General features: G+C 51.5%; 22 protein-coding genes. 15 read left to right on the top strand and 7 right to left on the bottom strand.

Annotated elements, in window-relative coordinates; genetic code table 11:
- Positions 1 to 44: 44 nt before the first annotated feature.
- From hpt to FCL45_RS03280, 4 genes are all read right to left on the bottom strand, one after another.
- The gene (gene hpt, locus FCL45_RS03295) at positions 45 to 578 is read right to left on the bottom strand and encodes a hypoxanthine phosphoribosyltransferase (RefSeq protein WP_136796064.1); all 534 of its coding nucleotides are present in this window, start codon (positions 576 to 578) and stop codon (positions 45 to 47) included.
- Positions 579 to 754: 176 nt separating this feature from the next.
- On the bottom strand, positions 755 to 1,927 hold the full coding sequence (locus FCL45_RS03290) for a glycosyltransferase family 2 protein (RefSeq protein WP_136796065.1): 1,173 nt from the start codon (positions 1,925 to 1,927) through the stop codon (positions 755 to 757).
- Positions 1,928 to 2,168: 241 nt separating this feature from the next.
- Positions 2,169 to 2,822, bottom strand: a complete 654-nt coding sequence (locus FCL45_RS03285) for a class GN sortase (RefSeq protein ID WP_136796066.1) — start codon at positions 2,820 to 2,822, stop codon at positions 2,169 to 2,171.
- Positions 2,810 to 5,038 (bottom strand): marine proteobacterial sortase target protein, encoded by a 2,229-nt coding sequence (locus FCL45_RS03280; protein WP_136796067.1) that lies wholly within the window; start codon positions 5,036 to 5,038, stop codon positions 2,810 to 2,812. The genes FCL45_RS03285 and FCL45_RS03280 overlap by 13 nt, the downstream gene beginning before the upstream one ends.
- Before the next feature lie 403 nt (positions 5,039 to 5,441).
- Between FCL45_RS03280 and FCL45_RS03275 the strand changes: the two genes are divergently transcribed.
- Positions 5,442 to 6,137 (top strand): response regulator, encoded by a 696-nt coding sequence (locus FCL45_RS03275; RefSeq protein WP_136796068.1) that lies wholly within the window; start codon positions 5,442 to 5,444, stop codon positions 6,135 to 6,137.
- Between the two features lie 98 nt (positions 6,138 to 6,235).
- Entirely contained in the window at positions 6,236 to 8,392 is a 2,157-nt protein-coding gene (locus tag FCL45_RS03270; RefSeq protein ID WP_136796069.1) for an ATP-binding protein, read from the top strand.
- Between the two features lie 110 nt (positions 8,393 to 8,502).
- Here the strand turns inward: FCL45_RS03270 and FCL45_RS03265 are convergent, their stop codons facing one another.
- The gene (locus tag FCL45_RS03265; RefSeq protein WP_136796070.1) at positions 8,503 to 9,399 is read right to left on the bottom strand and encodes a LysR family transcriptional regulator; all 897 of its coding nucleotides are present in this window, start codon (positions 9,397 to 9,399) and stop codon (positions 8,503 to 8,505) included.
- Positions 9,400 to 9,654: 255 nt separating this feature from the next.
- Here FCL45_RS03265 and FCL45_RS03260 point away from each other — a divergent pair, with 255 nt between their 5' ends.
- The 12 genes from FCL45_RS03260 to FCL45_RS03205 all read left to right on the top strand — a co-directional run bounded on the left by FCL45_RS03260 (position 9,655) and on the right by FCL45_RS03205 (position 21,071).
- On the top strand, positions 9,655 to 10,080 hold the full coding sequence (locus tag FCL45_RS03260) for a C-GCAxxG-C-C family protein (protein ID WP_136796071.1): 426 nt from the start codon (positions 9,655 to 9,657) through the stop codon (positions 10,078 to 10,080).
- 42 nt (positions 10,081 to 10,122) lie between these two features.
- A complete protein-coding gene (locus FCL45_RS03255) occupies positions 10,123 to 10,428 on the top strand; it encodes an NIPSNAP family protein (protein WP_136796072.1) in 306 nt (101 codons plus the stop codon).
- Between the two features lie 31 nt (positions 10,429 to 10,459).
- Positions 10,460 to 10,798 (top strand): carboxymuconolactone decarboxylase family protein, encoded by a 339-nt coding sequence (locus FCL45_RS03250; RefSeq protein ID WP_167495675.1) that lies wholly within the window; start codon positions 10,460 to 10,462, stop codon positions 10,796 to 10,798.
- Positions 10,799 to 10,943: 145 nt separating this feature from the next.
- Positions 10,944 to 11,591 carry an HAD family hydrolase gene (locus FCL45_RS03245; protein ID WP_167495676.1) on the top strand — a complete coding sequence of 216 codons (648 nt, stop codon included), beginning with the start codon at positions 10,944 to 10,946 and terminating at the stop codon, positions 11,589 to 11,591.
- A 366-nt stretch (positions 11,592 to 11,957) separates the two neighbouring features.
- Positions 11,958 to 13,004, top strand: a complete 1,047-nt coding sequence (locus FCL45_RS03240; RefSeq protein ID WP_136796234.1) for an AAA family ATPase — start codon at positions 11,958 to 11,960, stop codon at positions 13,002 to 13,004.
- Between the two features lie 32 nt (positions 13,005 to 13,036).
- Positions 13,037 to 13,951: a DUF58 domain-containing protein gene (locus FCL45_RS03235; RefSeq protein WP_136796075.1), complete on the top strand. Its 915-nt coding sequence runs from the start codon at positions 13,037 to 13,039 to the stop codon at positions 13,949 to 13,951.
- The gene (locus FCL45_RS03230; RefSeq protein WP_136796076.1) at positions 13,948 to 14,667 is read left to right on the top strand and encodes a DUF4381 domain-containing protein; all 720 of its coding nucleotides are present in this window, start codon (positions 13,948 to 13,950) and stop codon (positions 14,665 to 14,667) included. The genes FCL45_RS03235 and FCL45_RS03230 overlap by 4 nt, the downstream gene beginning before the upstream one ends.
- On the top strand, positions 14,667 to 15,653 hold the full coding sequence (locus tag FCL45_RS03225; RefSeq protein WP_136796077.1) for a vWA domain-containing protein: 987 nt from the start codon (positions 14,667 to 14,669) through the stop codon (positions 15,651 to 15,653). Before FCL45_RS03230 ends, FCL45_RS03225 begins: the two co-directional genes overlap by 1 nt.
- A 14-nt stretch (positions 15,654 to 15,667) precedes the next feature.
- On the top strand, positions 15,668 to 17,629 hold the full coding sequence (locus tag FCL45_RS03220; protein WP_136796078.1) for a VWA domain-containing protein: 1,962 nt from the start codon (positions 15,668 to 15,670) through the stop codon (positions 17,627 to 17,629).
- Positions 17,629 to 19,545: a BatD family protein gene (locus FCL45_RS03215; RefSeq protein WP_136796079.1), complete on the top strand. Its 1,917-nt coding sequence runs from the start codon at positions 17,629 to 17,631 to the stop codon at positions 19,543 to 19,545. The genes FCL45_RS03220 and FCL45_RS03215 overlap by 1 nt, the downstream gene beginning before the upstream one ends.
- On the top strand, positions 19,542 to 20,279 hold the full coding sequence (locus FCL45_RS03210; protein ID WP_136796080.1) for a tetratricopeptide repeat protein: 738 nt from the start codon (positions 19,542 to 19,544) through the stop codon (positions 20,277 to 20,279). The genes FCL45_RS03215 and FCL45_RS03210 overlap by 4 nt, the downstream gene beginning before the upstream one ends.
- A 312-nt stretch (positions 20,280 to 20,591) precedes the next feature.
- On the top strand, positions 20,592 to 21,071 hold the full coding sequence (locus tag FCL45_RS03205) for a periplasmic heavy metal sensor (protein WP_136796081.1): 480 nt from the start codon (positions 20,592 to 20,594) through the stop codon (positions 21,069 to 21,071).
- Between the two features lie 604 nt (positions 21,072 to 21,675).
- Here FCL45_RS03205 and FCL45_RS03200 read toward each other — a convergent pair.
- On the bottom strand, positions 21,676 to 22,416 hold the full coding sequence (locus FCL45_RS03200; protein ID WP_136796082.1) for a 16S rRNA (uracil(1498)-N(3))-methyltransferase: 741 nt from the start codon (positions 22,414 to 22,416) through the stop codon (positions 21,676 to 21,678).
- A gap of 158 nt (positions 22,417 to 22,574) precedes the next feature.
- On the opposite strand from FCL45_RS03200, the gene FCL45_RS03195 reads away from it, so the two are divergent.
- Positions 22,575 to 22,943, top strand: a complete 369-nt coding sequence (locus FCL45_RS03195) for a PilZ domain-containing protein (protein WP_136796083.1) — start codon at positions 22,575 to 22,577, stop codon at positions 22,941 to 22,943.
- Positions 22,944 to 22,976: 33 nt separating this feature from the next.
- On the opposite strand, the gene prmA is transcribed toward FCL45_RS03195, so the two are convergent.
- Positions 22,977 to 23,885 carry a 50S ribosomal protein L11 methyltransferase gene (gene prmA / locus FCL45_RS03190; protein WP_136796084.1) on the bottom strand — a complete coding sequence of 303 codons (909 nt, stop codon included), beginning with the start codon at positions 23,883 to 23,885 and terminating at the stop codon, positions 22,977 to 22,979.
- Positions 23,886 to 24,102 lie beyond the last annotated feature (217 nt).

The raw sequence follows: 24,102 nt of genomic DNA, 5'->3' as shown, positions 1-24,102 counted from the left end.
GCACCGGGCTTTTTGCTTTTTTTCGAGACCGTCCGTCCGGGTTGTTATTCACCCATGATGCCGACATAGGGAAGGTTTCGGTATTTCTGGGCATAATCGAGCCCATAACCAACAACGAACTCATTGGGGATATCCATGCCGCAAAAGTCGATATCCACCTCCACCTTTCTGCACTCTGGCTTGCTCAGGAAGGTGCAGATTGAGAGAGAGCGCGGCTTGCGGTTCTCCAGCATGCGAATGACTTTGCTGAAGGTGTTGCCAGTATCGACAATATCTTCCACCAGCAGCACATCACGATTCTCAATGGACGTATCAAGGTCCATTATGATCTTCACATCACCACTGGACACCGTTCCATCGCCATAACTGGACACCGTCAGGAAGTCCACCACCAGCGGCAACTTGACATGACGAACCAGGTCCGCCATGAAAATAAACGAGCCACGAAGCAGGCCCACTACAACCAGCTCACGCTCTGAATCTTTATAACGCTCAGTAACTTCAGCGCCAAGACGCTGCACGATTTCCTGAATCTGCTCTTCTGAGACAAGTACATCTTTAATTCCAGTTTCCGGCATACGTCCTCCATGGATATCATGCCACGATTTTATCGAGGTTATTACAGGCTATTTCAAAATATATACTGTGAATTCACAAGCGCCCTGTCTACCACGATCAGCTGTTTTTTCAAGGACAGAATAGACAACTGTCATATATTCGGACAATTAGATGGCCGCAGAAACCGGTGACCCAATTAGAAAATAACGGGTTTGCTTTTTTTCAATTCATCCAGGGGATAATAACTGTTTCGCCAATAAATCCCGGAGTCCCTGGTTACCAGCACCATGGCTCTGAGGACAATATAGATACTCAGAAACGGTGAAATCAGACCACCAAGGGCGACTCCCGGCCCCATGTTATACATTCCCGCTGTAACAAGCAGCCCGATAATACGGGTGAGGACGGCAGCCGTGAAAACCAGTTGCACCACTCCGGAAGTAAAGAAAATGGCCGCAACAGGCAATAGAGTGCCAACGAAGATCAGGACCGCAACAACTACAGCCAGCCAGGCCCGATAGTGGAGTACAGAAAAGACATTCTTCATTAAACCATCGACCATAGCCTTTACCGAAGGGTACCAGCAAACCATGACCTGTTGCCGGCCAAGCATACAAAGTTGCCTGAAACCATTCGCTTTCAACTCCTTGCCGAGCATGAGATCATCAATCGGCTGCATGCGTATCCGGCTATGCCCGCCCACAGCGCGGTAGGCGGTGGAACGTACCATATTGAACGCCCCCACTCCAAAGCCAAAGCTGCTCGACCTATCACCTGCTTTCCACGGCTTGAACATCGCCAGCAGGCCGCAGGCCGAATCGAGAATCAAGGCGTTGAGCAGCCAATTGCCGCCAATATGCTGGAAAATTAAACTCAGATGATCAATCTTACGGGACTCCAGCACCTGCACGGCCCTGGCGATGGTTGTCGGCTCCATTTCAACATCGGCATCTGTGAACAGCAGTATCTCCCCACTGGCCTTTTCTGCACCGACCTGCAACGCATTGGCCTTACCCAGCCAGCCATCCGGAAGTTCCGTTATCTCCAACAGCTCGAAGTCACGCCTGCACTCCTTTTGAATTTCCCTTACAATTTCAGAGGTCCTGTCGGTTGAGCGATCATTAACCACGATAATCTCGAGGTTTTGATATTGCTGGGCCAGCAAGCGTTTCAAGGCCGGCCTGATCGTTTCAGCCTCATTACATGCCGGCACAATAACCGAAACCTTTGGAGCCGATAAAGAGTTGTAATTTTTTAACAGAACCATCCGGTGCAGCTGTTCCATTGTCCTCAGCCCCAGTGTGATGTGGACGAAGGTGAACAGCTGCACCAGAAATATGGCACAGGCGAGTATTAATAGCAGGGACATGCTGAGTCTCCCGGTTAGAGTAAGGAGTTAGGTGACAGGAGGGTTGCGCAGAGCCATAAAGCGACGATTACAATTAAAGGTCTTTATCTATCACCTGTCTCAAAATTTACCTGTCGCCCTATCACTCCTACCTTGAAAGCGAAGAGTGATTGTTCGAGTTATTGACTCAAACATATCAGCTACTCTCTTTTTCTCATATACCTTCTGGCCCGGATCAAGGTTTGTTTCATTTTTCCCCGCACTATGCCAAATGAAACGCCGCCGCCTTCATTGCCGGGTACGCATCGGGCTGCATTGCTGTTTTTGCAGGTAATTCAGCAGGTTCACTCTTTATCAGCCGGGCGAAAACCACATAACGCTGGTTGGTTCCCGGCTCAATGGCATCGAACGGGTAGCAGGTAATCATGGTCAGCCACGGCTCCTCCGGTCTCTCCAGATACAAACCAACCGCCTCTTCAACCCTTGCCGACAGAACCTCGAAGCGGTACTGCTCACCCCTCATTGAGTCCATTACCACCACATCGCCTTCTTTCAGCTCCTGCAGGAACGCGAAGCTGGTATCCCGGTGACCTGATAAAATACAATTGCCCCCGCTCCCCGGCAAACTGCTGGCAGTGAGCCGGCCGGGGCCAAAAGCCAGCACTTCGCCACTGTCTCCCTCCAGAACGATGTGATCGACTCCCAGCCGCTCGACCTTGAGCCGCGCCACTGGCCAGCTGTCCGCCCAGGGCCACGGTTTCACGGCAACCCCGGTACGTACTGTTTCTTCCCAGGCATGCTGTAACATCTTCTGGGCAAGCAGTGCCTTGGCTCTCAGCCACATCCCATCGCATATCAATAAACCTCCGCCCACCAGGAGCAGATAGGTTGTAACCTGCAGAATCATTTTACCCATATCCTCCTCCGAATGATGTGCACTCCCGCGGCAATCAGCATCAACAGGAAACCAACCAGCAGGTGCAGGTTTGAAGCAGTCCCTGTTTTTGCACTTCCCGCAAAAACAGCGTCACCATACTGGTTACCGGCGAATTGAAAGGTTTTCGGTGCCGGAGTTGGTACAGCTTCTTTTTTCAGCACCTCATGCCGGGGGCGTGAGATCTCTTTATCCACTGCCACCAGGCTGGTGTACTTTGAGACCAGATGGTGCTCGAGAGCTGTTTCGAGAATTGCCTGCCTGACCTCATTTTCATCTTTTCCCAGCGCAAGCGATTCCATCTCGTCGGCGATCTTCTTTCTGGCCCAGAGGGTAGCAATTCCTGCCCTGCCTGCCCCCCTGCTCACATCGATCACATACTGCCACCGTTCTCCAAGCCGGGTTCCGGAAACCCGTATCTTTTTCCAGTCACTATCCATACGCATCGCCACCTGCAGCGGTTCACCAAGGTAGAGATCCGGCACTGGATGCGGGTAACTCAGAAACTCAACTGCTTCAACGGAATTACCTTTTTCATCCAGTGGTTCTATGGTGATATTGGTTAATACCGGGTTTTCAAGCCTTATGAACAACTCGTCGATGCGCTGGCCGACCTCACCGAGATTGCCGATATAGGTGTAGCTCCCGCGCCCGATTTTAGCCGCCCGGGTCATGAAGTGGCTGTTCGGTGCTGAACCGATGCCCACCGTGAAAAGACGCGACCTACCCAGCTCTGAATTGATCAGCGCAAACAGTTCAGACTCATTGCCGATGGCTCCATCTGTCATAAAGATCACCTGGCGAACCCGATCTCCCCTGCCAGCCGAATCGCCAACGTTCAATGCCATTTCCAGGGCAAGTTTCATCTCGGTGCCGCCATCGGCCCGCAGAGTGTTCAGGTACTCTTTGGCAATGGTGATATTACCGGAGTTTGCTGCCACTGAATCAGTGAAAAGCTTTCTGGCCGTATTGTTAAAGCTGATGATGTTAAAGCGGTCTTTGGGTTGCAGCTTATCCAGGGCCCTGGCGAGTGCCACTTTAGCCTGGCGGATTGGAGGCCCGGACATCGACCCCGAAACATCAAGGATATAGACCGCTTCACGTGGAACATGTCTGGTCTCACCGGCTGATTTCAGGTTTTCGGGCGGCATCAGCATCAACAGCATAAAGCTGTTCTCATCACCCTCCGGCCTTTCTGTCAACAGCGCTGCAGTCGCATCCGCGGCTTTTGCCGGTTGCCACTCGAGCACAAAGTCATGATCAGCAAAAACGATTCCGGTAAATGAGAGCATATGATGATTTTCGGCCAACTCGACATCGTACATCTCATGGTAAAGACTCTCCACCCGGGAGAGAGGGAAGCCGCTTGCAAGATCTACCTCCAGCTCAACAGTCGGGATAAACTCCTGTTGCCCTTCCACACCTGCCACAACCATTGGCGGGGTGATCTCAAGAGCGTCCGGCACCTGATCTGTATTGACCGCCCAGCCTTCTTCTGAAAAACCGATTTCTGAAGCCTCTTCCCGGTTCACAGGTTTGCCGGGGATGTAACGGGGAGTCATGGCCATTGGAAACCTGATGGAGAAAGTCTGGTCACGATACTGCACTGTCTGCTGGTATTCTATTTCAATCACAATCTTCTCACCCGGGCCGATATTGGCCAGCCGGGTGGTGAAGATATTTGGTCTGTTCTGAGACAAAAGCGAGGTCTTTCGTCCCTCACCTTTCGCTTTTTCATAGATTTTTCGGGCCTGCTCCTTCTCCTTTATTTCGCCAACGACCTCTCGTTCTCCGATTACCATTTTCAAATGGTCAACAGCACTCTCCGCCGGCAATGGAAAGACATAAACACCCTCCACCCAGTCAGGGCTGTTGTTGACGAACTCCTGAATCACCGTCACCCTTGAGGCAACACCGCTGATACTGATTATCACCTTCTGGCTCAGTTTCAGTGCCGAGACTACATTGCCATCCTGCCCCGGCACCAGGAGCTTTCCCTCGCTGATTTCCTCCAGATTGAACTCGCTCCCCTGCCCCTCCTGTGATTCGGCAGACCGCGCCTCCCCGGCGTAGAGAAAGCCACTGCCAAGCAGGATCAGCCCAATCAATACGGTATACACCAGCAACATCAGATTGCCCGGGTCTGTTACCGCGTTTTCAATTTCTTTTTGTGTCAGTGTCGGTCCTTTTCTTTTCATTTCATTGCTCCTTGCTCGCGCTTTTTCCCGGTCTGGGTGGCTGCCAATGTCGGCCGCTTCAATTTTTCATGCTGACACTGAACACAGAAAAAGTGATAGAGAGCTGAAGCAATCGTGACATATGGAGAAGGAAAAATGACAGATTATGACAAATGGATCTTAATCTGGCTAAAAAGTAGAAAACTCGTTAGTTTCCATCCTGAAACGTACCATTTGACCAATCTCAGCGTTGCATATCAAATTTTTATCCTCGGGATATCATTCATATGCCTCCGGTAAAAATCCGATACGCGCCTCGATCTTGGTCAAATGGTACGTTTTAGAAAAGCAAGAATCCGTTCTCACCGGGCAACTGATCAATTGATTTTTTTTACATATTTTTATTTCGACAAGAGGGACGTTCATGGCGTTAACCATCGCACTCGTAGAAGACGACAATATGCTCAGGGCCAACTATACCCAGGCACTGGAACGTGAAGGCTACCAAGTAGTAAGCTACGCAAGCAGACCTGAGGCGGAAACCGCCTTCAACAGTCAGCTCCCGGACATGGCCATCCTCGATGTAATGCTGCATGACGAGAAGGAAGGTGGCTTCGAACTCTGCAGGCAGCTCCGCCAGCTCTCCCCCACTATCCCCATAATCTTCCTCACCGCCCGTGATTCAGATCTGGACAGGGTTTCCGGACTCAGGCTCGGGGCCTGGGATTATCTGACCAAAAACACCACCACTCTCGACTTTCTGCCGGTACGGATCTCATCTCTTTTCAAAATGGTTGACTCACTGCAATCAACCATGAACGTGCAGGAGTCTGTGGTGCAGACCGGCGAACTGCGCATCGTTGAAGAACGCAAACAGGTATTCTGGAGAGATCAGCAACTGAACCTCACCCTCACCGAATACTGGTTGCTGCTGTCGCTCGCCAGACGCCCCGGGCACGTGAAGTCCCATGACCAGCTGATGGAAGCCGCCAATGTGGTTGTCACCAACAACGCGATTACCGCCCATATTCGCCGCATCCGCGATAAATTCCAGGAGGTCGATGGCGATTTCGATGCCATTCGCACGGAGTATGGCATGGGGTATCGCTGGCAGGTATAGCCTATTTTTCCTGAGCGTTTTTCCAAACCGGGAGAGTGCTCATCTGACGCTCTGGCTGGTCCCTGCAGAACCTTTTTCACACCATTATCGAGATCATCATGCGCTTTTCGTTGCGGATCAAACTGACTTTAGTGGCTTTATTGCTGCTCATCATTCCCCTGATCGGTTTTCGCTTTTCCGAGATCATTACCCGTGATCTGGTAGAAAGTCGGGAGGAGACATTGCTCTTTTCCGCGCGTTCGGTGGCCTCCGCTCTCGCCGGTCGTACCGGCCTGCTGGATCAAGAGCTGTTTCACTCGCTGAACCAGAGCCGCGATCTCTATCTCTTCCAGCTCACCAACCCCATCCGCCTCAATGGCAAGAGCGATGACTGGATGCCTCAACTGCTTGAGGCTGAAGCATTTGCCGAAGAGCATCTGCTTCGCTCTACGGTCCCCTATCGCTATGATTCACTGCACTTCAAACATATGCTCGGCGTTCGCGGCGAATACGTCTATGCCATCTTTATTGTCACCGATGACAAGGTCATCTACAGGCCTCCGCACTCTCTGGGTATCGCCAGGGCCGACCATTTGCAGATAGGCATTGAAGATCAAAACGGAAAACTTCACCGCTATGTGGTTTCCACCACCAAACCAGGCTGGGTGAACGGCTACCTGATGCCGGAAAACCCCGCCGACTCCCTGCCGATAAAACTCGAACGCCGAATCCAGGGTGTGTGGGCCGAAACGCTTGATGGCTACGTGATAGAGTTGCGTATCCCCCGCGACCTTATCGGTGACCGGTTCGCCTTCGCAATCGCCGACGTGGATGATCCGGTAAGCCGCGAAGTAACCACCCTGATCGGTACCGCAAACCCGGAGAGCCCAGAAAAGCTCGGTTGGCTTCTCTCTCCCTCGAAAACCATTGAATCAATCCTGAGCTCCCTCGACCGCCCTCAATCGCGCATCCTTATCGTGGATAGCAACCAGCGGGTACGTGCCAGTCACGGCAACCTCAACCCTGAAGCTGAACAACCCGACATTAAAAACAGCAACCTGATAGGCAGGGTGAGTGATGGTATCTTCGCCGTACTCGAGCCACTCTATAAACTCTTTACCACCCCATTCACCGACGAATTCAAGACACCGGTGGCAATGCCTACCACTCTCGATATCAGCGGGGTAAAAGAGGCACTGCAGGGAAAAGAGAGCATCAGCAGATACCGGATCGCCGAAGGTCAGGTTGAAATAATGGCTGCCATTGCACCACTCACCGAAGACCGGAAAATAGTCGGTGCGGTCGTGGTGGAACAAACCACAAACTCCATCCTGGCGCTCCAGAACAAAGTCATCGAGGAGTCGCTCAGCTTTTCCATTCTGGCATTTTGTATCGGCGGATTCGGCCTGCTCTTTTTCGCCTCGCGGCTCTCTTCCAGAATCAGGCTTCTTAGAAACCAGGCGGCCGGTGCCATTACCGATACCGGGCAGATCAACAACACTCTCCAGCCAAGCCGTGCCCGTGATGAAATAGGTGATCTCTCCCGTACCCTCAACTCAATGCTCCACCAGCTCAAAGAGCAGAGCGACTACCGGGAAACCATGGCCGATAACCTTGAGCACGAGATGCGCACGCCACTTGCCGGTATCTCGGCTTCTTTGAAAAACATCAGTGGTGAAATCGAAAACCCGCCGGAGAGGATACGTAATTACCTGGAATGGGCCCTAAGTGACGTAATGCGGCTGGAGCAGCTGCTCGGTGCCATTCGTGATGCCACCAGCCTGCAGGAAGCGCTCAATCGCGATACCCACGAGGTATTCAACCTCCATCAGGGGATGCAGGTCTGGCTTGAGCACAGCTGGCGACCGGCTTTTCCTGAGACTGAATTTATCTACCAGCATCATGGCCAGGATATTATGGTGCTCGGTGACCCGGGGCATATCAGGCAGCTCCTCGACAAACTCATCGAAAACGGGGTGAGCTTTCACGCCGAGGGAACGGCAATTGAGATCGGGTTGGGCCTGAGTATCAGCGAAAAAGAGGTCATTCTCACCGTTGCCAATCAAGGACCCACCATAGCCGAAGAGATGCGGGGTCAGATCTTTAACACCATGGTATCACGCCGGGCCAAGAGCGATACCAAGCCACATCTGGGACTTGGCCTCTATGTAGCCCGCACAATTACGGTGCATCACGGAGGAACGATCAGTGTGAATAACCTGACGGATGGTCGTACGGGCGTAGTGTTCACCATCCAACTGCCATTGGTACAATAACGGTGCGCGAAGCCCTGCAGCTGCAGAGCTTCGTGCCCACAGGTAACGCATATCAACTTCTGCCGGCCGGGAGGCTATCGAACTCCATCATCTTTTTCCTTCAGGAACATTCAGGATCTTTCATGAAATATTCTTGTCATGGTGGCGAAAAGTGTCTGCTGGAGCACTTCAGCTTTTCTGCTTTGAAGACAAACGATTGAAAGTGGCAGATACATCTCCTGCTCTGCCCAGACGGTCAAGCCCGACGCCTCGTCTTCGGCCGACGCCCTTTGAAGAAGATCACGCTCCAGCATCATGGACAGTCCAGCCCCCGCCTGTATCATGGTGCGGATAACGGTCTCCTTATCCACCAGGGCGACTTGCTGTGGTTGTATATTATTTGTTTTGAAGAAGTTTTCAGCCAGCTGGTGAAACGGACAATCATCCGGAGTCATTATCCAGGGCAGTTCACCAAGCCCGGCCGCCCCACTCTTCAACATCTTCTCCCGCCACCGACCCGGGCCCGCCACCACCACCCGAAACCTCGCCAGCTCAACCGCAAACAACCTGTCTGAAACAACCGGCCCATAGACAAAGGCGCAATCCAGAACACCTTTTTCCAGCCGCTCAGGAACCTCGGCGGACATCGCCTGCAGGATATGCATAGTAACCTGTGAGTGGTTCCTGGCCATTTCATCAAATAATTCCGGAATATAAAGAGATTCGGGCTCAGTGTTTATACCGATTCTGAGATCTCCCCGGACACTGCCGCGCATCAGTTCGGCTGCTCTGGCCATACCGGTAGCCGCCTCGAGCACCTGCTCGGCATGAGCCTGCAACGCCCGGCCATCCTGGGTGAGGATCATCCCTTTCGGAGTTCTGAGAAACAGATTCACCCCGAGTTCATCCTCAAGCGCTTTTATATGCCCGCTCACTGTTGGCTGACTTGCATGAAGACGCCGCGCAGCCCTGGTCAAATGCTCCTCCCCGGCCACCATTACGAATGTTTTCAGCTGATAGAGTTCCATAAAATATGAGGGTTGATTTTGAACATAAGGTAGCACAGCTCAAGCGACCGCATCTGCCACTTCTGCCTTTCAATTTCACACAAATATAATCGATTTTTCTCTTTTTGATCTGATCAAGTTATCCGAAGCTCCCCATTCAAAACTCCAATGAGCTACTTCAACTCATCTCAAGTATCATTTGCATGTCCAAAGGGGAAAATTTTTTTTTAGAGAAATTATCACATTTAATACGAACAATATTAAGGGAATGTGCCAATGCAACAGGATGAACTGATCAAAAAACGCGTTAGACAGTATTACCATACCGAGGCCCTCAACTGTGCCGCCACGAACCTGAAAATCTTGTCTGAGATTTACCGTGTCGAGCTTTCAGCACAGGTCATTGACTCTGCCGTGGGCATGCATGGCGCCGGTAACTATGGTGCCCAGTGCGGGCTGGTGGAAGGAGCCTTACTGTTCATCGGCATTTATGGCCGCCGCCATAACCTGCCCGATCCACTGATTGCCGAACAGTGCTACGACTTTGCCAGGGAGTTTGAAGAAAAGTTCACTAGTTTGCGATGCGAGATCCTTCGCCCCGGCGGCTTTCAGGCGGATGACCCGCCTCACCTCTGCGAACAACTGACAGTTGATGCAATCACTACCAGTGTCGAGTTTGTGGCCAGAATGAAAAACGGGTGAACGGAGAAAGAATAATAGATCAAAAACTTCAGGGTAAAAGAAATGATCACCTGCTATTTGAAATACCTTATCGATCCGTACCAGGTTGAAGCATTTGAGCAATATGCCAGGATGTGGATTCCGCTGGTCAATAAATTCGGTGGAAATCACCACGGTTACTTCCTGCCCCATGAGGGTGCCAATAATATAGCCTACGCTCTTTTCAGCTTCCCAAGTCTGGCGGCTTATGAAGAGTACAGACTACAGATCACAACAGATAAAGACTGTTTGAAAGCATTCGAACATGCAGAGAAAACACGATGTATTATCAGCTTTGAGCGCAGCTTTATGAAACCTGTTTTTGACTAGAAACCATATTGGCTCAGCTATGGAGGGCACAATGCAAAGTCAGATTGATATAAACGAAGACAGGTTGAAATATCTTGCTCAACTCAACCAGGCCCTTCCGGAGGTTATGGAACATGAGAAGGCCAAGTGGGATACTGTCTATAAGGATGGAGCACTCAGCAGCAAAGTAAAGAGGTTGATGGCTTTGGCCGTGGCCCTCAGAGCTGGCTGCACTCACTGTGTCGTTGGTCAAACCATGCGATCTCTTGAGGCTGGTGCCACCCGGCAAGAGATACTTGAGGCAATCTCAGTAAATATGTCTATGAGTGGCACTACCGGGATCGCTGAATCGCTGCGGGTTCTCAGGCTTCTTGATGAGTTGGGAAAATAAGTAGATTCCCTGTAGCCACCAAATTTTTCACTCTTTAAGCCGTGACCTCTGTTTGCCTGGAGATGGTGTTTATTGTATGCTTTCGGTTTGCTCATTTTTCTCATTCCGCTGGCGCCACATGCTGCCAGTCTCAGGAGTCACCACAATGAAAGTTTACGACTACTATCTCTTCGATGCCGACGGCACCCTCTTTGACACCACAGAGCTTATTTGTGAGTGCTTTCAGTATGTAGCTGAAAAACATGCCAATAAACAGATTGACCGCCAGGTAATTATCCAGGCCATAGGCTCACCGCTCCGCCCCCAGATCATCGAGCATCTGGGAGCAGATCTCGACATCGAGACTATCCTCGATGATTATCTGCAATATCAACTGAAGGCCATGGAGCACAGCCTTACGCTCTTCCCAAAGGTGCAGGAAACCCTCAAGACCCTGAAAGAAAGTAACAAGAAACTGGCGATAGTCACTTCACGAAAGCGTTACAGCCTGGACGTTTTTCTCAAGACAACAGGTATACATGACTACTTTGACGCACTTGTCACCCCTGAAGACACCGAATTGCATAAACCAAATCCGGAACCCGCGCTGAAAGCGATTGAACTGCTCGGTGCCTCCAAACCTGCCACAGTTTTTATAGGCGATGCCAAGTGGGATGTCTGCAGCGGCAACAGTGCCGGTGTCGACACGGTTTTTGTCAACTGGAGCCACACCACAGCCGGGGAGTTGCCGGAAGCACCAACCTGGACCATTGACACTATGAGCCAACTCACGGCACCTCTCACCGAAAGGTAAAATTCCGACCACCATCCCTTATCAGGGGCGCAGGAAAGGCTCCATGAAATAGACATGCTCGCGCCCCACAGGTAATTTTTGCAATCCCTTCTAAGTGTTAAACCTTTCGCAAAATCTCACCTGCCACCCCCCTTTCCTCTAACCTTTCAACTGCTTACATTACAGCAATGTAATGGAACCGAAAGGCCATGGTAATGTACATTGTTTACACTATTGCTGAACATCTCTTCTTCTCCATAAGATAGAACAGCTTTTCAGAATACCCCGACCCGGGTCAGTCCCCAGCTGCCCGGGTCCAATTTGACAGAGGCAACCATGTTTGGACAGAACCAGCAGCCAGCTACTACATCAACAAATCCGGACAGCATGAACTTCTCTCCATCACATTCAGCATCTCCACCCTCCCAACTGTCCGGGGATGACATTTATCGATCTATTCAGAAGGTAAATGAAACAGTAGCCGCCCAATCAGCCTGGCTCCCTCCCCTCCGCCGGGAGATTGGCAAGATGATCGTAGGACAAGAGCATCTTGTGGAAAGGCTGCTGGTTGGTGTCCTTACTGGTGGGCATATCCTTCTCGAAGGATTGCCCGGCCTCGCCAAAACCCTGGCAGTGAAAACCCTGGCAAAAGCAATCCAGACTGATTTCAAACGTATCCAGTTTACTCCGGATATGCTGCCTGCCGATATTATCGGCACTGAAATATACAACCCGCAACAAACCTCTTTCGAGGTCAAGCAAGGCCCCATATTTTCGTCTCTGGTTCTCGCAGACGAGATTAACCGTGCTCCGGCCAAGGTGCAGTCTGCCCTCCTTGAAGCTATGCAGGAAAAGCAGGTAACAATAGGCGATCAGAGCTTTCCGCTGCCCGAACTTTTTCTAGTACTGGCCACCCAGAACCCGATCGAGCAGGAGGGTACGTACCCTCTGCCTGAAGCCCAGGTTGACCGCTTCATGCTCAAAGTCGTCGTTGACTACCCCACCATCGAGCAGGAACGACAGATCCTCGACGCCATGGATAATACCGAGGCAGACGTTAATGTTATGCCAGTCGCAACAGTCGAGGACATCATCGCCTCCCGCGAGGTTATAAATACAATCTACATGGACGAAAAGATCAGGGATTACATTGTTTCCCTGGTTTACTCGACCCGTGACCCCCAAAGTTTCAGCCTGGATCTTCAGGAATACATAGATACAGGCGCTTCCCCGCGGGCAACTATCAACCTTAAACTGGTTGCCCGCAGCCTCGCCTTTCTTGCAGGCCGAGGCTATGTAACACCGGATGATGTGAAAGACGCCGCCATGGACGTCATGCGCCATCGCATCCGCATCAGCTACGAAGCTGAAGCAGAGGGTGTCGCCAGTGAAGACATAATCCGCAAGATTCTTGATACTGTACCGGTCCCCTAATCCACAGTTGTGCGACTTGCCTAGGTGCCATTATGGAAACACAACTTACCAGGGACATATTAAAAAAGGTGAGGCAGATTGAAGTCCGCACCAACAGGCTGGTTAATGACAGCCTGGCGGGCAGCTATAATTCTGTCTTTAAGGGGCGCGGCATGAACTTCGACGAGGTGCGGGAATACGTACCAGGCGACGATGTGCGTGCCATTGACTGGAATGTCACCGCCAGAACCGGTATACCACATATAAAAAAGTTCACCGAAGAGCGTGAGCTGACGATTATGCTGATGATCGACATCAGCAGCTCCGGAGAGTTTGGTTCTTCCGACTCATCGAAGCGTGAGATCATGGCCGAGATTGGCTCTGTGCTCGCCTTTTCAGCTGTTCGCAACAACGACAAGGTTGGCTTGATACTCTACACCGACTTCGTTGAACTTTACATACCGCCCAAGAAAGGGCGTTCACATATACTGAGAGTTATTCGCGAGATACTCTTTTTTACACCCAGAGGGACCTTGACTGACCTCAAGGTCCCTCTGGATTTCGTAAACCGTGTGGCTAAACGCAAATGCGTGGCCTTCCTTATATCTGATTTCTGCCTGCCTGGCTCATTTAATGATTCCCTGCAGGATGTACTTCCGGCGCTGAGGGTAACTAACCGGCGCCACGACCTTATCTCACTCATCATTTCTGACCCAAGAGAGTCAGAACTTCCCGACGTCGGCTGGATCACTCTGGAAGATGCAGAAAGCGGTCAGCAGGTTGACCTTAACACCTCTGATGCCCAGGTTCGTAACGAATATGCCCAGCTTGCTCAAGAGCGAAAAGATTTGACCAACCGGGCCATTCGATCATGTGGCGTCGATCTGCTCGAACTCAACACCGACAGTCCATATATGCCCCCGCTACTTGGTTTTTTTCAAACCAGAATGAGGAGAGCTGTACGATGAGACCACGAGGAAAGAAAACACATTTTTCCTTTCTTTTGGCAGCCCTCCTCTCCCCGCTCTGTGCCCCAACCCTTCTGCCGGCACAAGCAGAGCAACCCCTAAGGCTTCTTGAGCCTGGTGGATCTGGCGGGAGCGCCCCCTCCTCTGGCGCTCCCGCCTCAACCACTTCTGCCAACGTTCCAGCCAGCTTACATGACATTCATGGACCGCTCCAGACTGCAGAGCCTGTACCCTGGTTGTTTTACGGGCTTATCGCTTTACTGGCGATCGGCATTCTGGCCGGGATCTGGTGGTGGTTCACCAGGAGAGCGAAGCCCACCCCTGCCGCAATCCCCCCCAGTGTCAAGGCACGGGACGAGCTCATGCGCGCCAGGGAGATGATGACCCCTGAACTGCAGCTCCGTTATATGGAGGTGATTTCCAGCATATTGAGAAATTACCTTGAACAACGTTTTCAGCTGCCCACCACCCGCCAGACAACCCGTGAATTTTTTTCAACCATTGCCCGGGGCAGCAGCAAACATTCAGACCTGAAGCGCTATGGTGACGATCTGAAAAGTTGCCTTGAACAATGCGATATGGCGAAGTTCGCCCACTGCTCTCGAACAATTGAGGGGTTGCAGGAGATGGAGGACAGTGTCTTACGTTTCATCAACCGAACCGAAAGACCGGCCGATGAAGCATGGCAGACTGAAGTTCGGGGGGATCGAAGATAATGCGTTTTCTTTATCCTCACCTGCTCTGGCTGTTGTTGCTTTTGCCCCTTCTCGCGGTCCTGAAAGGGCGGGCCGGTGCTGCGCCTGCGCTTATTTTTTCCTCGACCAGCGTGGCCGCCTCTCTTGCCAAGGCTAAACGAACCCGACCAGCCGCCCTGATACCAGCCCTCAAACTTGGGGCACTGGCTCTACTGATTCTGGCTGCAGCGAGACCTCAGCTTGGCAATACCACCACCGAAATTCAGGCAAGCGGCATTGACATAATGCTGGCAGTAGACGTTTCAGGATCCATGGAAGCCATGGACTTCACTCTGGATGACCAGCCTGCCAACAGACTGGCTGTGGTAAAGCGGGTGGTTGATCAGTTTATCGACCAACGCCCCAACGACCGTATCGGCCTGATTGCTTTCGCCGGTCGCCCCTATCTGGTCTGCCCGCTTACCCTTGATCACCAGTGGCTCCGCAAGCGCCTTGACTCATTGGAGATCGGCATGGTTGAGGATGGCACCGCCATCGGCAGCGCCATCGGCAGCGGCACCAATCGGCTGAGAGAACAGGATTCTAAATCGCGGATCATGATCCTCCTGACTGACGGCATCAACAACGCCGGCAGGATACCGCCTCTGGTGGCCGCTGAAGCAGCCGAGACCCTTGATATCAAGGTTTATACCATCGGCGCAGGAAGCCGCGGTGAAGCACCTATTCCTGTTGTTGACAGCTTCGGCCGGCAGCGCATTCGCATGGCAAGGGTCGATATAGACGATAAAATGCTCTCCGAAGTTGCAGAATTGACCGGCGCACGATATTTTCGTGCCACGAATAGTTCATCACTTGCCAGGATCTATGGTGAGATCGATGCTATGGAGACAACAACCCGGACCATCAAAAAATTTGAAAACTACAGGGAGCTCTTTCCATATCTGGTTTTCTGCGCGCTCATGCTGCTTGTGATAGAGCTGGGAATTTCACGTAAAAAGCTCCCCTGAACCTGTATACGCCTATGCAGTTTGCCCAAACACCCTGGATATTCGCCGGACTTGTTATCTGCGCATTTCTTGCGATTGCTCTACACAAGATGCAGAAGCGCAGGCTTGAAAGCTTAGAGCAATTCGCCAGTGCGCAGCTGCTTGGCAGACTCACCCGTCACATCTCGCCCGGGAGACGAAAGCTCAAAAACAGTCTGCTTGTGCTCGCCGTTTTCCTGCTCTTTGTAGCCCTTGCCCGTCCTCAATACGGTTTTAAGTGGGTCGAGGTCAAGAGAAAGGGCATCGATATCCTGTTCGCGCTCGACACTTCAAAATCCATGCTGGCAGAAGATACCAGACCCAACCGCCTGCAACGCGCCAAGTTCGGTATCCTCGATTTCATCGACAAGCTGGAGGGTGACCGGATCGGCCTCATGCCCTTTGCAGGCTCGAGCTACCTGATGTGCCCACTCACTCTGGATTACGATTCTTTTTCTGCCTCACTCGGTACTCTCTCCACCGATATTATCCCTCTAGGCGGCACCAATCTCAGCGAGGTCATCCGTTCTGCCGAACGGGTCTTGAGTAACGACTCCAATCATAAAGTGCTGGTGCTCATTACCGACGGCGAAGACCTGGAGGGCAAGGTTATAGAGGCTGCCCAAAAGGCCGGAGAAAAAGGCATGACAATCTATACCGTCGGTGTGGGAACCGCCGATGGTGAGCTGATCCCACTGCCCGGCCCCCAGGGAGGTTTTGTCAAAGATGCTGACAGCAAATTTGTAACCTCCCGCCTTGATGAAAGTACGCTTAGGGAAATCGCGGGTGCAACCGGCGGCATCTATGCCCCCCTTGGCAGAGGTGGTGAAGGACTTGAAACTATTTATCAGCAGAAACTCCAGCTTATTCCCAAAGAAGAGCTGGCCGAACGCAGACACAAAGTTCCTGTCGAGCGGTTCAGCTGGCCGCTTGTTGCCGCGATCATGCTGCTCATAATCGATTATCTTATTCCTGAGAGAAAAGGAAATGGCTCCCTGAAACCGGCCGTCATTACAACGGCCGGCAGAAGGTTCAGGAAAGATACCCTGGTGACCATATTTCTCGCTGTCTGTTTCGCCACTCTTGGCTTTGCCCCACCGCAGGTTACCGCCGGCGAAGGTGAAGAGGCGTACGCCCGTGAGGACTACCTGAAAGCTTCCGAGCATTACCGGGAGGCTCTCAAAGACAACCCCCGCGACCCGGTACTGAATTATAATTTCGGCACAACTGCGTATAAAAACAACCTCTTCGATCAGGCTACAGCCTCTTTTACAGAAGCCCTCAACTCAGCCGACCTCCAGCTGCAACAAAAAGCGTATTTCAATCTCGGCAACTCCCTGTACAGGCAAGGTGAAGAGCAGCAGCAGGCGAACCCCCGGGCTGCGATGAAAAAATGGCAGCAAGCCCTGGACGCCTATGACGCAGCCCTGCAGCTCAACAGTGAAGACCGGGCTGCGTCTGAAAACCATGCCTATGTTGAAAAGAAGATAGAAGAACTCCAAGACCAGCTGAAGCAACAGCAGGATCAACAGCAGCAAAACCAGGATCAACCGGAACAGCAGGACGGTGACTCCAGCAACGAACAGCAGCCGGAAAGTCAACAAGGCCCACAGGAACAGACTGACGGGAACAAGCAAACCCCGCAGGAGCAGAACCCTCAGCAGTCTGACTCAGGTGAACAGCAACAACCTGAAGGGGAACACAAAGATGACACCCCCGGTGACGATTCAGCCAACGCATCCACACCTGAACCAACTGATGAGCAGGCAACTAAAGAGACCGGTAAAAATGACCAGCAGGCTGACGCACAACGCGATCTTGAACGCAGAGAGCTTGGGAAAATGACTCGGGAAGAGGCCGAAAACCTGTTAAACGAGTTAAAAAGCGAGGAAGGTGATTTGAACTTCGTTCCCGGCTATCAGGGCACGACCGATAACAGCTCAGGGAGGGACTGGTAATGGCAGCTGTCATAGACATGGTGGCAATCAGGCGAACACTGCAATCCATAGTGGTGTGCAAAAACGCCTTTGCTCTGACTCTATGCCTGTTCGTTCTGAGCGCTGCGAATGGCATGGCCCAGGATTCAATCACGGCCAGTGCCACCTTAAACACCAGCTCCTTCAGCGTTGATAACGCAGCCCTTCTCACTATTACCGTAAACGGCACCCGCTCCGCCGAAATAACACTTCCGGAAACGGATGGTTTTGAGCTGATTCAACGTGGCAGCTCAAAACAGTTTAACCTGATAAACGGACAATACTCGTCCTCGATCACTTTCACCTGTCTGGTACGAGCCCTCAGGCCCGGCAACTACAACATATCACCCATCACCATCGAAGCTGAGGGACGGACCATAGCCACAACGTCCATTCCTTTCACAGTGACGGGTGAAGCATCAACTGGTGGTTCAGGCGCATCTCCCGCCACCAGATCTGTAGCCGACGACACCAGCAGGCCGGCTTTTATGGCTGTAACACTACCAAAGGATACAGCATACATCGGCGAACTGTTTCCGATTGAAATAAAAGCGTTCTTTAAGCGAGGTATTCGAGCCAACCTTACATCCCTGCCAGAGCTTGCCGGTGACGGCCTGGTGATGACCCAGCTCACCGACAAACCCGCCCAGACCCAGGAGACTGTTGACGGAATAGTATATAATGTGCTCACCTGGAGGACCAATCTCTCCACCATAAAAGTTGGCGATCACCCTTTTCGCCTTGAATTGCAAGCTGTCGAACACGTTCCACAGAAAAGGATGTCCACCTCGTTCTTTGGCCGTCAATCCCCTTTCGACGACGACTTTTTCGACTCCATGCTCGGTGGCTACACTCAGCGTCCAATGAAGCTGGCCTCTAAAAAACGCTCGCTTACAGTGCTGCCCCTGCCTGAAGAAGGCCTCCCTGAAGATTTCAGCGGCGCCATCGGGAAATTCCATGTTCATGCCTACGCCGAGCCTGACACCGTAGAACTGGGGGAGCCGATGACGCTCACAATCTCGGTTCGTGGCCAGGGTAACTTCGACAGGGTTGGGCCGCCTTCTTTTCCAGATAATTCACGCGGAATCTGGCGGATTTATTCTCCAGGATCAACGTTTCATCCGGCAGATGACAGCGGTCTTACGGGTGAAAAAATATTTGAACAGGCCGTGGTGGCCAGAAATTCTGATATCACAGAGATTCCGGCCTTGTCTTTCACATATTTCGATCCGGACCGGGGTGTTTACGTGAGCACCGAGACAAGACCAGTGCCAATCCAGATAATCAAGAGCCCCACGGACATCCCCCAGGCGTCTGCTCCCACAGTGCAGCCGAGTGTATCGCAACAGGGAAATGTCCCCGCCCGGCAAACAACTCCGGCAAAAGATACAGAGGCCGATACCACCGTACCCGCTGTCAGCGGTCTTGCACCGCTGCATCTTGAAACCGGCGCTATTTCCCGGACAATACGACCAGTTTATGACAAACTCCCCTTTCAACTCTATGCTTTGGCTTGCGTTCTGCTCACCGTCATCGCGGCGATATTGAAAGTTCGGCAACTTCAGGCCCGGGGAACCCCTGAAGAACAGCGCCGCAGAAAACGAAAAAGCCTGCTCAACAGCAGCATCGCCAACCTGAAGCAAGCGGAATCAGGTGACTGCAGCGCATATCTCAACCAATGCAGAGCCGTCATTCAACAACACCTTGGTTATCTCTGGCAATGCGAACCCGCGGCGATTACCAGCGCCAGCGCAACCTCCAGATTGCCTCAGGGCTCACCTCTTGCCGAAGTTCTTAAACGTGCCGAGCATGCAGTCTACAGCGGTGCTGTTTTGAGTTGTGAAGAGATGGCGGAGACTACTCAAACCGTTAAAAGGGAACTGGAGAATCTCCTATGATCACACGCACTCTCTTTCTCCTCCTCACCCTGATCCTGCTTCCCCAATTTGCCACCGCAAGTTCTCAGAACCAGAAGTTTCAGGAAGCGAACAGCTTTTACAGCAAAGGTGATTTTACCACTGCAATCACCCTCTACGAATCACTTATTGCTGAACATGGCTACTCTCCAGGGGTACTGTACAACCTTGGAAACAGCTACGCCCAGGTTGGCTACCCTGGCCGGGCTATACTCAGCTATGAGCGGGCACTCAGGTTGAGCCCCGGCAATTCCGATATACTTGGCAATCTCGAAAAAGTTCAGAGCGAAAACGGATTGTTCACCAGGGACAAATCCTTAGGCAGCAGGATTGCCAACAGTCTCGGCATCAACCAGTGGGGCATGCTGATTCTGGTCGCTCTCACCGCTGTCTCCGCAACTGTTGTCGGCTCGCTCTACCTACGTATTTCCAGAAGGGTTATGACCTCAGTCTGCATCGGTTCTGCGCTGTTGATATTGCTCTCCGGTATATCTACGATCAGCGTGCGCAAGAACTGGTTCTGCTCGATCATGATAACATCCTCTCCATTACTGATCTCCCCCTTCGAAGGAGCCGCAAAAGTCGGTACAGCCAGGGAAGGCCGTCGCGTATTTCCACAAAATTTTCATGGAAGCTATGTATATGTCGTGAGTGAGACAGGACGCACCGGCTGGCTTCTGACATCAGATGTTCAGCCTGTTGTTCCGAAACTTTGAGTCAATCGCGATCATTTCATTTTTTGTACCGATCTGCAGACCCCGCCACCATACAACTGCTGCAACCATCATAATTACCCACCTTTTGCAGAACACTGGGTAAAATTTCCTCAGATGACCACCCGGCCTTGTGACTGTTTGGTTTTGTCACAAGGCTAAAAAGTGCTTAGTTCATAGACATACGTTTATTTACCAGTTCATGGCACGCCCCTTGCTTTAAAAACTGCAAGAAGCCGAATTGGCAAATAGACCGCTTCCACAATCGCTCTTTATCAAGGGCAGGAAGCCTACTTTTACATAGGAGCAGTTATAATGAAGAAAGCAATCATCGCCGCAACACTCATCTCAGGACTTACTATCTCAACCGCAGCATTCGCCTACCAGGGTATGGGGGGAGCAAATCAACAGGCCGGTTGCAGATATTCTCAATATCAACAACTCGACCAGGAAACTTTGGCAAAGATCGATCAGTTTCGTAAGGATACTCAGGATCTGCGGAAACAAATGGTGGTAAAGCAGGCAGAGAAAAGAGCCATGATGAAAGGGACCAACCCCGATCCTGCCGCTGTGGGCCAGCTTAGCGGTGAGATTTTCGATCTGCATACCAGCATGACCAATAAAGCCAAAGAGGCCGGCGTTGAGCAATATGTCGGGCATGGCAAACGCCATGGTTCAGGGATGAAAGGTCACGGTAAAGGCCATGGCAAAGGACACGGTGGCCACGGCAAAGGTAACCCGAACCTTCAGCAAAACATGCCTGTGATGCAGCAGAATTCAGCCGATCAAATCTGATAGACCCCTGATTTTAAATTTTACCCTCTCCTTTCTATGCCTCCAGCCAATAATCGGCTGGAGGTATTTTTTTGACCTCTTGAGCAAACTCCTTGTCATTGAAGTATCGACATTCTCCTGTCCCGCCCCTTAACATCATCAGGAAACAACACCAAGGTTAAGGCAGACTTTTCACATTTGTCATACAGGCAGGTCCTCTCATCCCTTCCTCCATGGGTCATGTGATGGGCATTACAATGTTGAGGCTGACAGTTTTCCAAGGAGTCAATTTGACCTTCAACACAGTGGCTAGGGTGACTATCCGAAGGACAACTCCATGGCTGAACCGTATTGGGGAGAAATTCGTTTGATGGGGTTTGATTTCCCACCGGAGGGTTGGCCCTTTTGCGATAACACCCTGCCGAAAAATTCCAGCAAAGGTAGTCATAGCCACCAACCAAGGGACACCACAAACTCAACGTACTCGCCTCGGAAAGCCCTGGGACCCGTCGGAATCTGTCCCCGGATCATTGTTTAGATTCAAGTGCTTGCGCCGGAAGGCTCCAGGCGTTGAGAGCAGGCGGCTCTCAACGCTTGATTCAGCACCTTTTTCCGGAAAGGGAGATCAGATGTTGCCAACCAGATATTGACCGATAGAAACAGCCGTGATGGTTGCTGTCTCAGCTCGAAGTATCCTTTTACCCAAGCTTACTGAGTGCCAGCCCGCATCCCTTGCAGCCTGCACTTCCTGCTCAGTCAGACCGCCTTCCGGACCGAGCAAAACCATGAGTTCACTGACTTCATCTTCATTGAAGGAAATATCCCGCAGAGAGGTTGTACGCTCCTCCTCCCAGAAGAGGAGTTTCAATCTTCCCGGCTTATTTTCATACAGGTCGAGCAGCTGATAAAAATCGACGGCTTCCCTCAACCCCATAAGGTCCGGTCTATAACATTGTTTACACGCCGACTCGACAATCCGCTGGTATCTCTCCAGTTTTTTGCCACCACGAATATCGTCCAGTTTTCCCTGACATCGGCTCGACCAGAACAGGTCCATTGATGACACGCCAAGCTCTGTACATTTCTGGATTACCAGCTCCAGCTTTTTGCCTTTGAGGTGCCCCTGGACGACCGTAACCGGTACCCGATCAGTGCTGTCGTCAGGTAATACCTCAACAATATTTACCTTTACCCGTTTCGTCACAGTCTCAATACAGGCGCGGTACAGCCCCCCTTCACCATCCAGCAACTCAACTTCAGCTCCAGGTTCAAGACGGAGCACTCTCGTGATGTGTCTTGACTCACCCTCATCAAGAATTATCGAATCGCCTTCTCTATCTGCTTTATCAAAAAAGAATCTTCTCATACCGCCTCAATCAGCCTTAAATTAATTTTTTTCATCAACCAAGCGCAATTATGACTCAATTTGAGTTTGACTTCCTCTGAGCATTTCCGTAATACTGAGTTGCAACAACCCTTTCAGCTATTTTTCAACAGCTCCGGTACAAACACAGGTCCAAGCGTATGAGCTACGAACGTCGCATCCAGGAAAGAATTTCTCCCGATATCAAGGCCAGGCTCTCTGTCAGCGAATCGGTCTCCCGTCATACCGTTGGAGGCACAGAAACGGTTATTGCCAACCTGAGCGGGGGTGGTGCGTTTCTGCAAACGGAACAGCAGTTACCGCTTGCCACCAAGGTAGGGCTTGCATTTTCACTCTCCCTGGCCGATGTCAGGAAACTGAAGATCCTTCTTTCCGTCGATGCGCTTCGCAACCTCAAAGAGCAGCATGTGCTCGTCGAAGCAACCGGAGTGGTAATCCGGCATGAGGAACATGGTGTCGGTATTATATTTGACTCCAACTACCAGTTCACTCCAATAAAAGCCCCCTGACGAACTACAGGGGGCCTGATCGCAGCACCAGTCTTACGGCGTCCCGGCCTTTATCAATCGGAGAGCAGCCCACTCCCCCTGCTCTTTGCGATCTGAACACCTGAATCCCACTTGTTGAAAACACTTGCTGATGTTATCTGCCTGCTCCCCCGCAAGTATCCCTGATAAAATCAGCGACCCGCCAGCTGCAGTGCACCTTGCAAGGTCCTCCCGCATCGATATTAGGACGTCGTGGATAATATTCGCCACAACTACCTCATATTCACTTTCGATCTCCTCCAGAGGGGTGATGTCTATTGCCACCTTATCGCTCAGATTGTTATGGGCGACATTGTCCGCAGCCGCCGCTACCGCATCCGGGTCGTTGTCGATACCGACAACTTTATTCGAACCAAAGAGTGCCGCCGCCATGGCAAGAATGCCTGTTCCGGTACCAACATCCAGAACTGTATCAGAAGACGAATCCGCCAGCGCTGCCTGCATCAACTGCATACAGAGGCTGGTTGTTTCATGGTGACCAGTACCAAAAGCCATACCCGGATCCATTTCGATTACAACCTCTCCAGGCCCTGGCTGATAGTCCTGCCAGGTCGGTTTTATAATCAAACCCGGTGTGATTTCGAACGCTGCAAAGTGTTTTTTCCAATTGCTCGCCCAGTCCTCATCTTCCAGCAGCGCTGCCTCGACTTTTGGCTTGTCCACACCAAATATAGTTGCCATCTCAGACCCATACGAGAGCAGCTGCATCACAGTCTCAGCCAATTCTCCCTCTGTTGCGCTCTCTTTTTCAAGAAAGGCATGGAGTGTCTGCTCCAGCAATTTATCTTCAACTCCTGTCTCCACAGCAGCCTCCAGCACACCCACCAGGTAATCCTCCATCACCTCAACCAGTTGCGGTGCACAGGTAAGAGTGATTTTCACAATATTTTTTGAGTCTTTCATTTCAAAGCTCCGGGTAATGTTACCTTCTGTTTATCTCATAACGTACTCTGCACGCTTTGCACTTCTTACCAGTGTTTTCATTCACTGAACAGACCTGTTTTACCAGACATATCGATCCCGGTCCGTAATAGTGCCCAATTGCACCTGCCGGTATCAACTTCACTTGAACACTTGAGTAAAAACCATGGACCCACCCTAAAGAGACCTCCCCAACTAC

Source organism: Desulfosediminicola ganghwensis (assembly GCF_005116675.2).
GTDB lineage: Bacteria > Desulfobacterota > Desulfobulbia > Desulfobulbales > Desulfocapsaceae > Desulfopila > Desulfopila ganghwensis.
The sequence above is the reverse complement of the archived record's forward strand: the minus strand, read 5'-3'. Positions and strand labels throughout refer to the sequence as shown.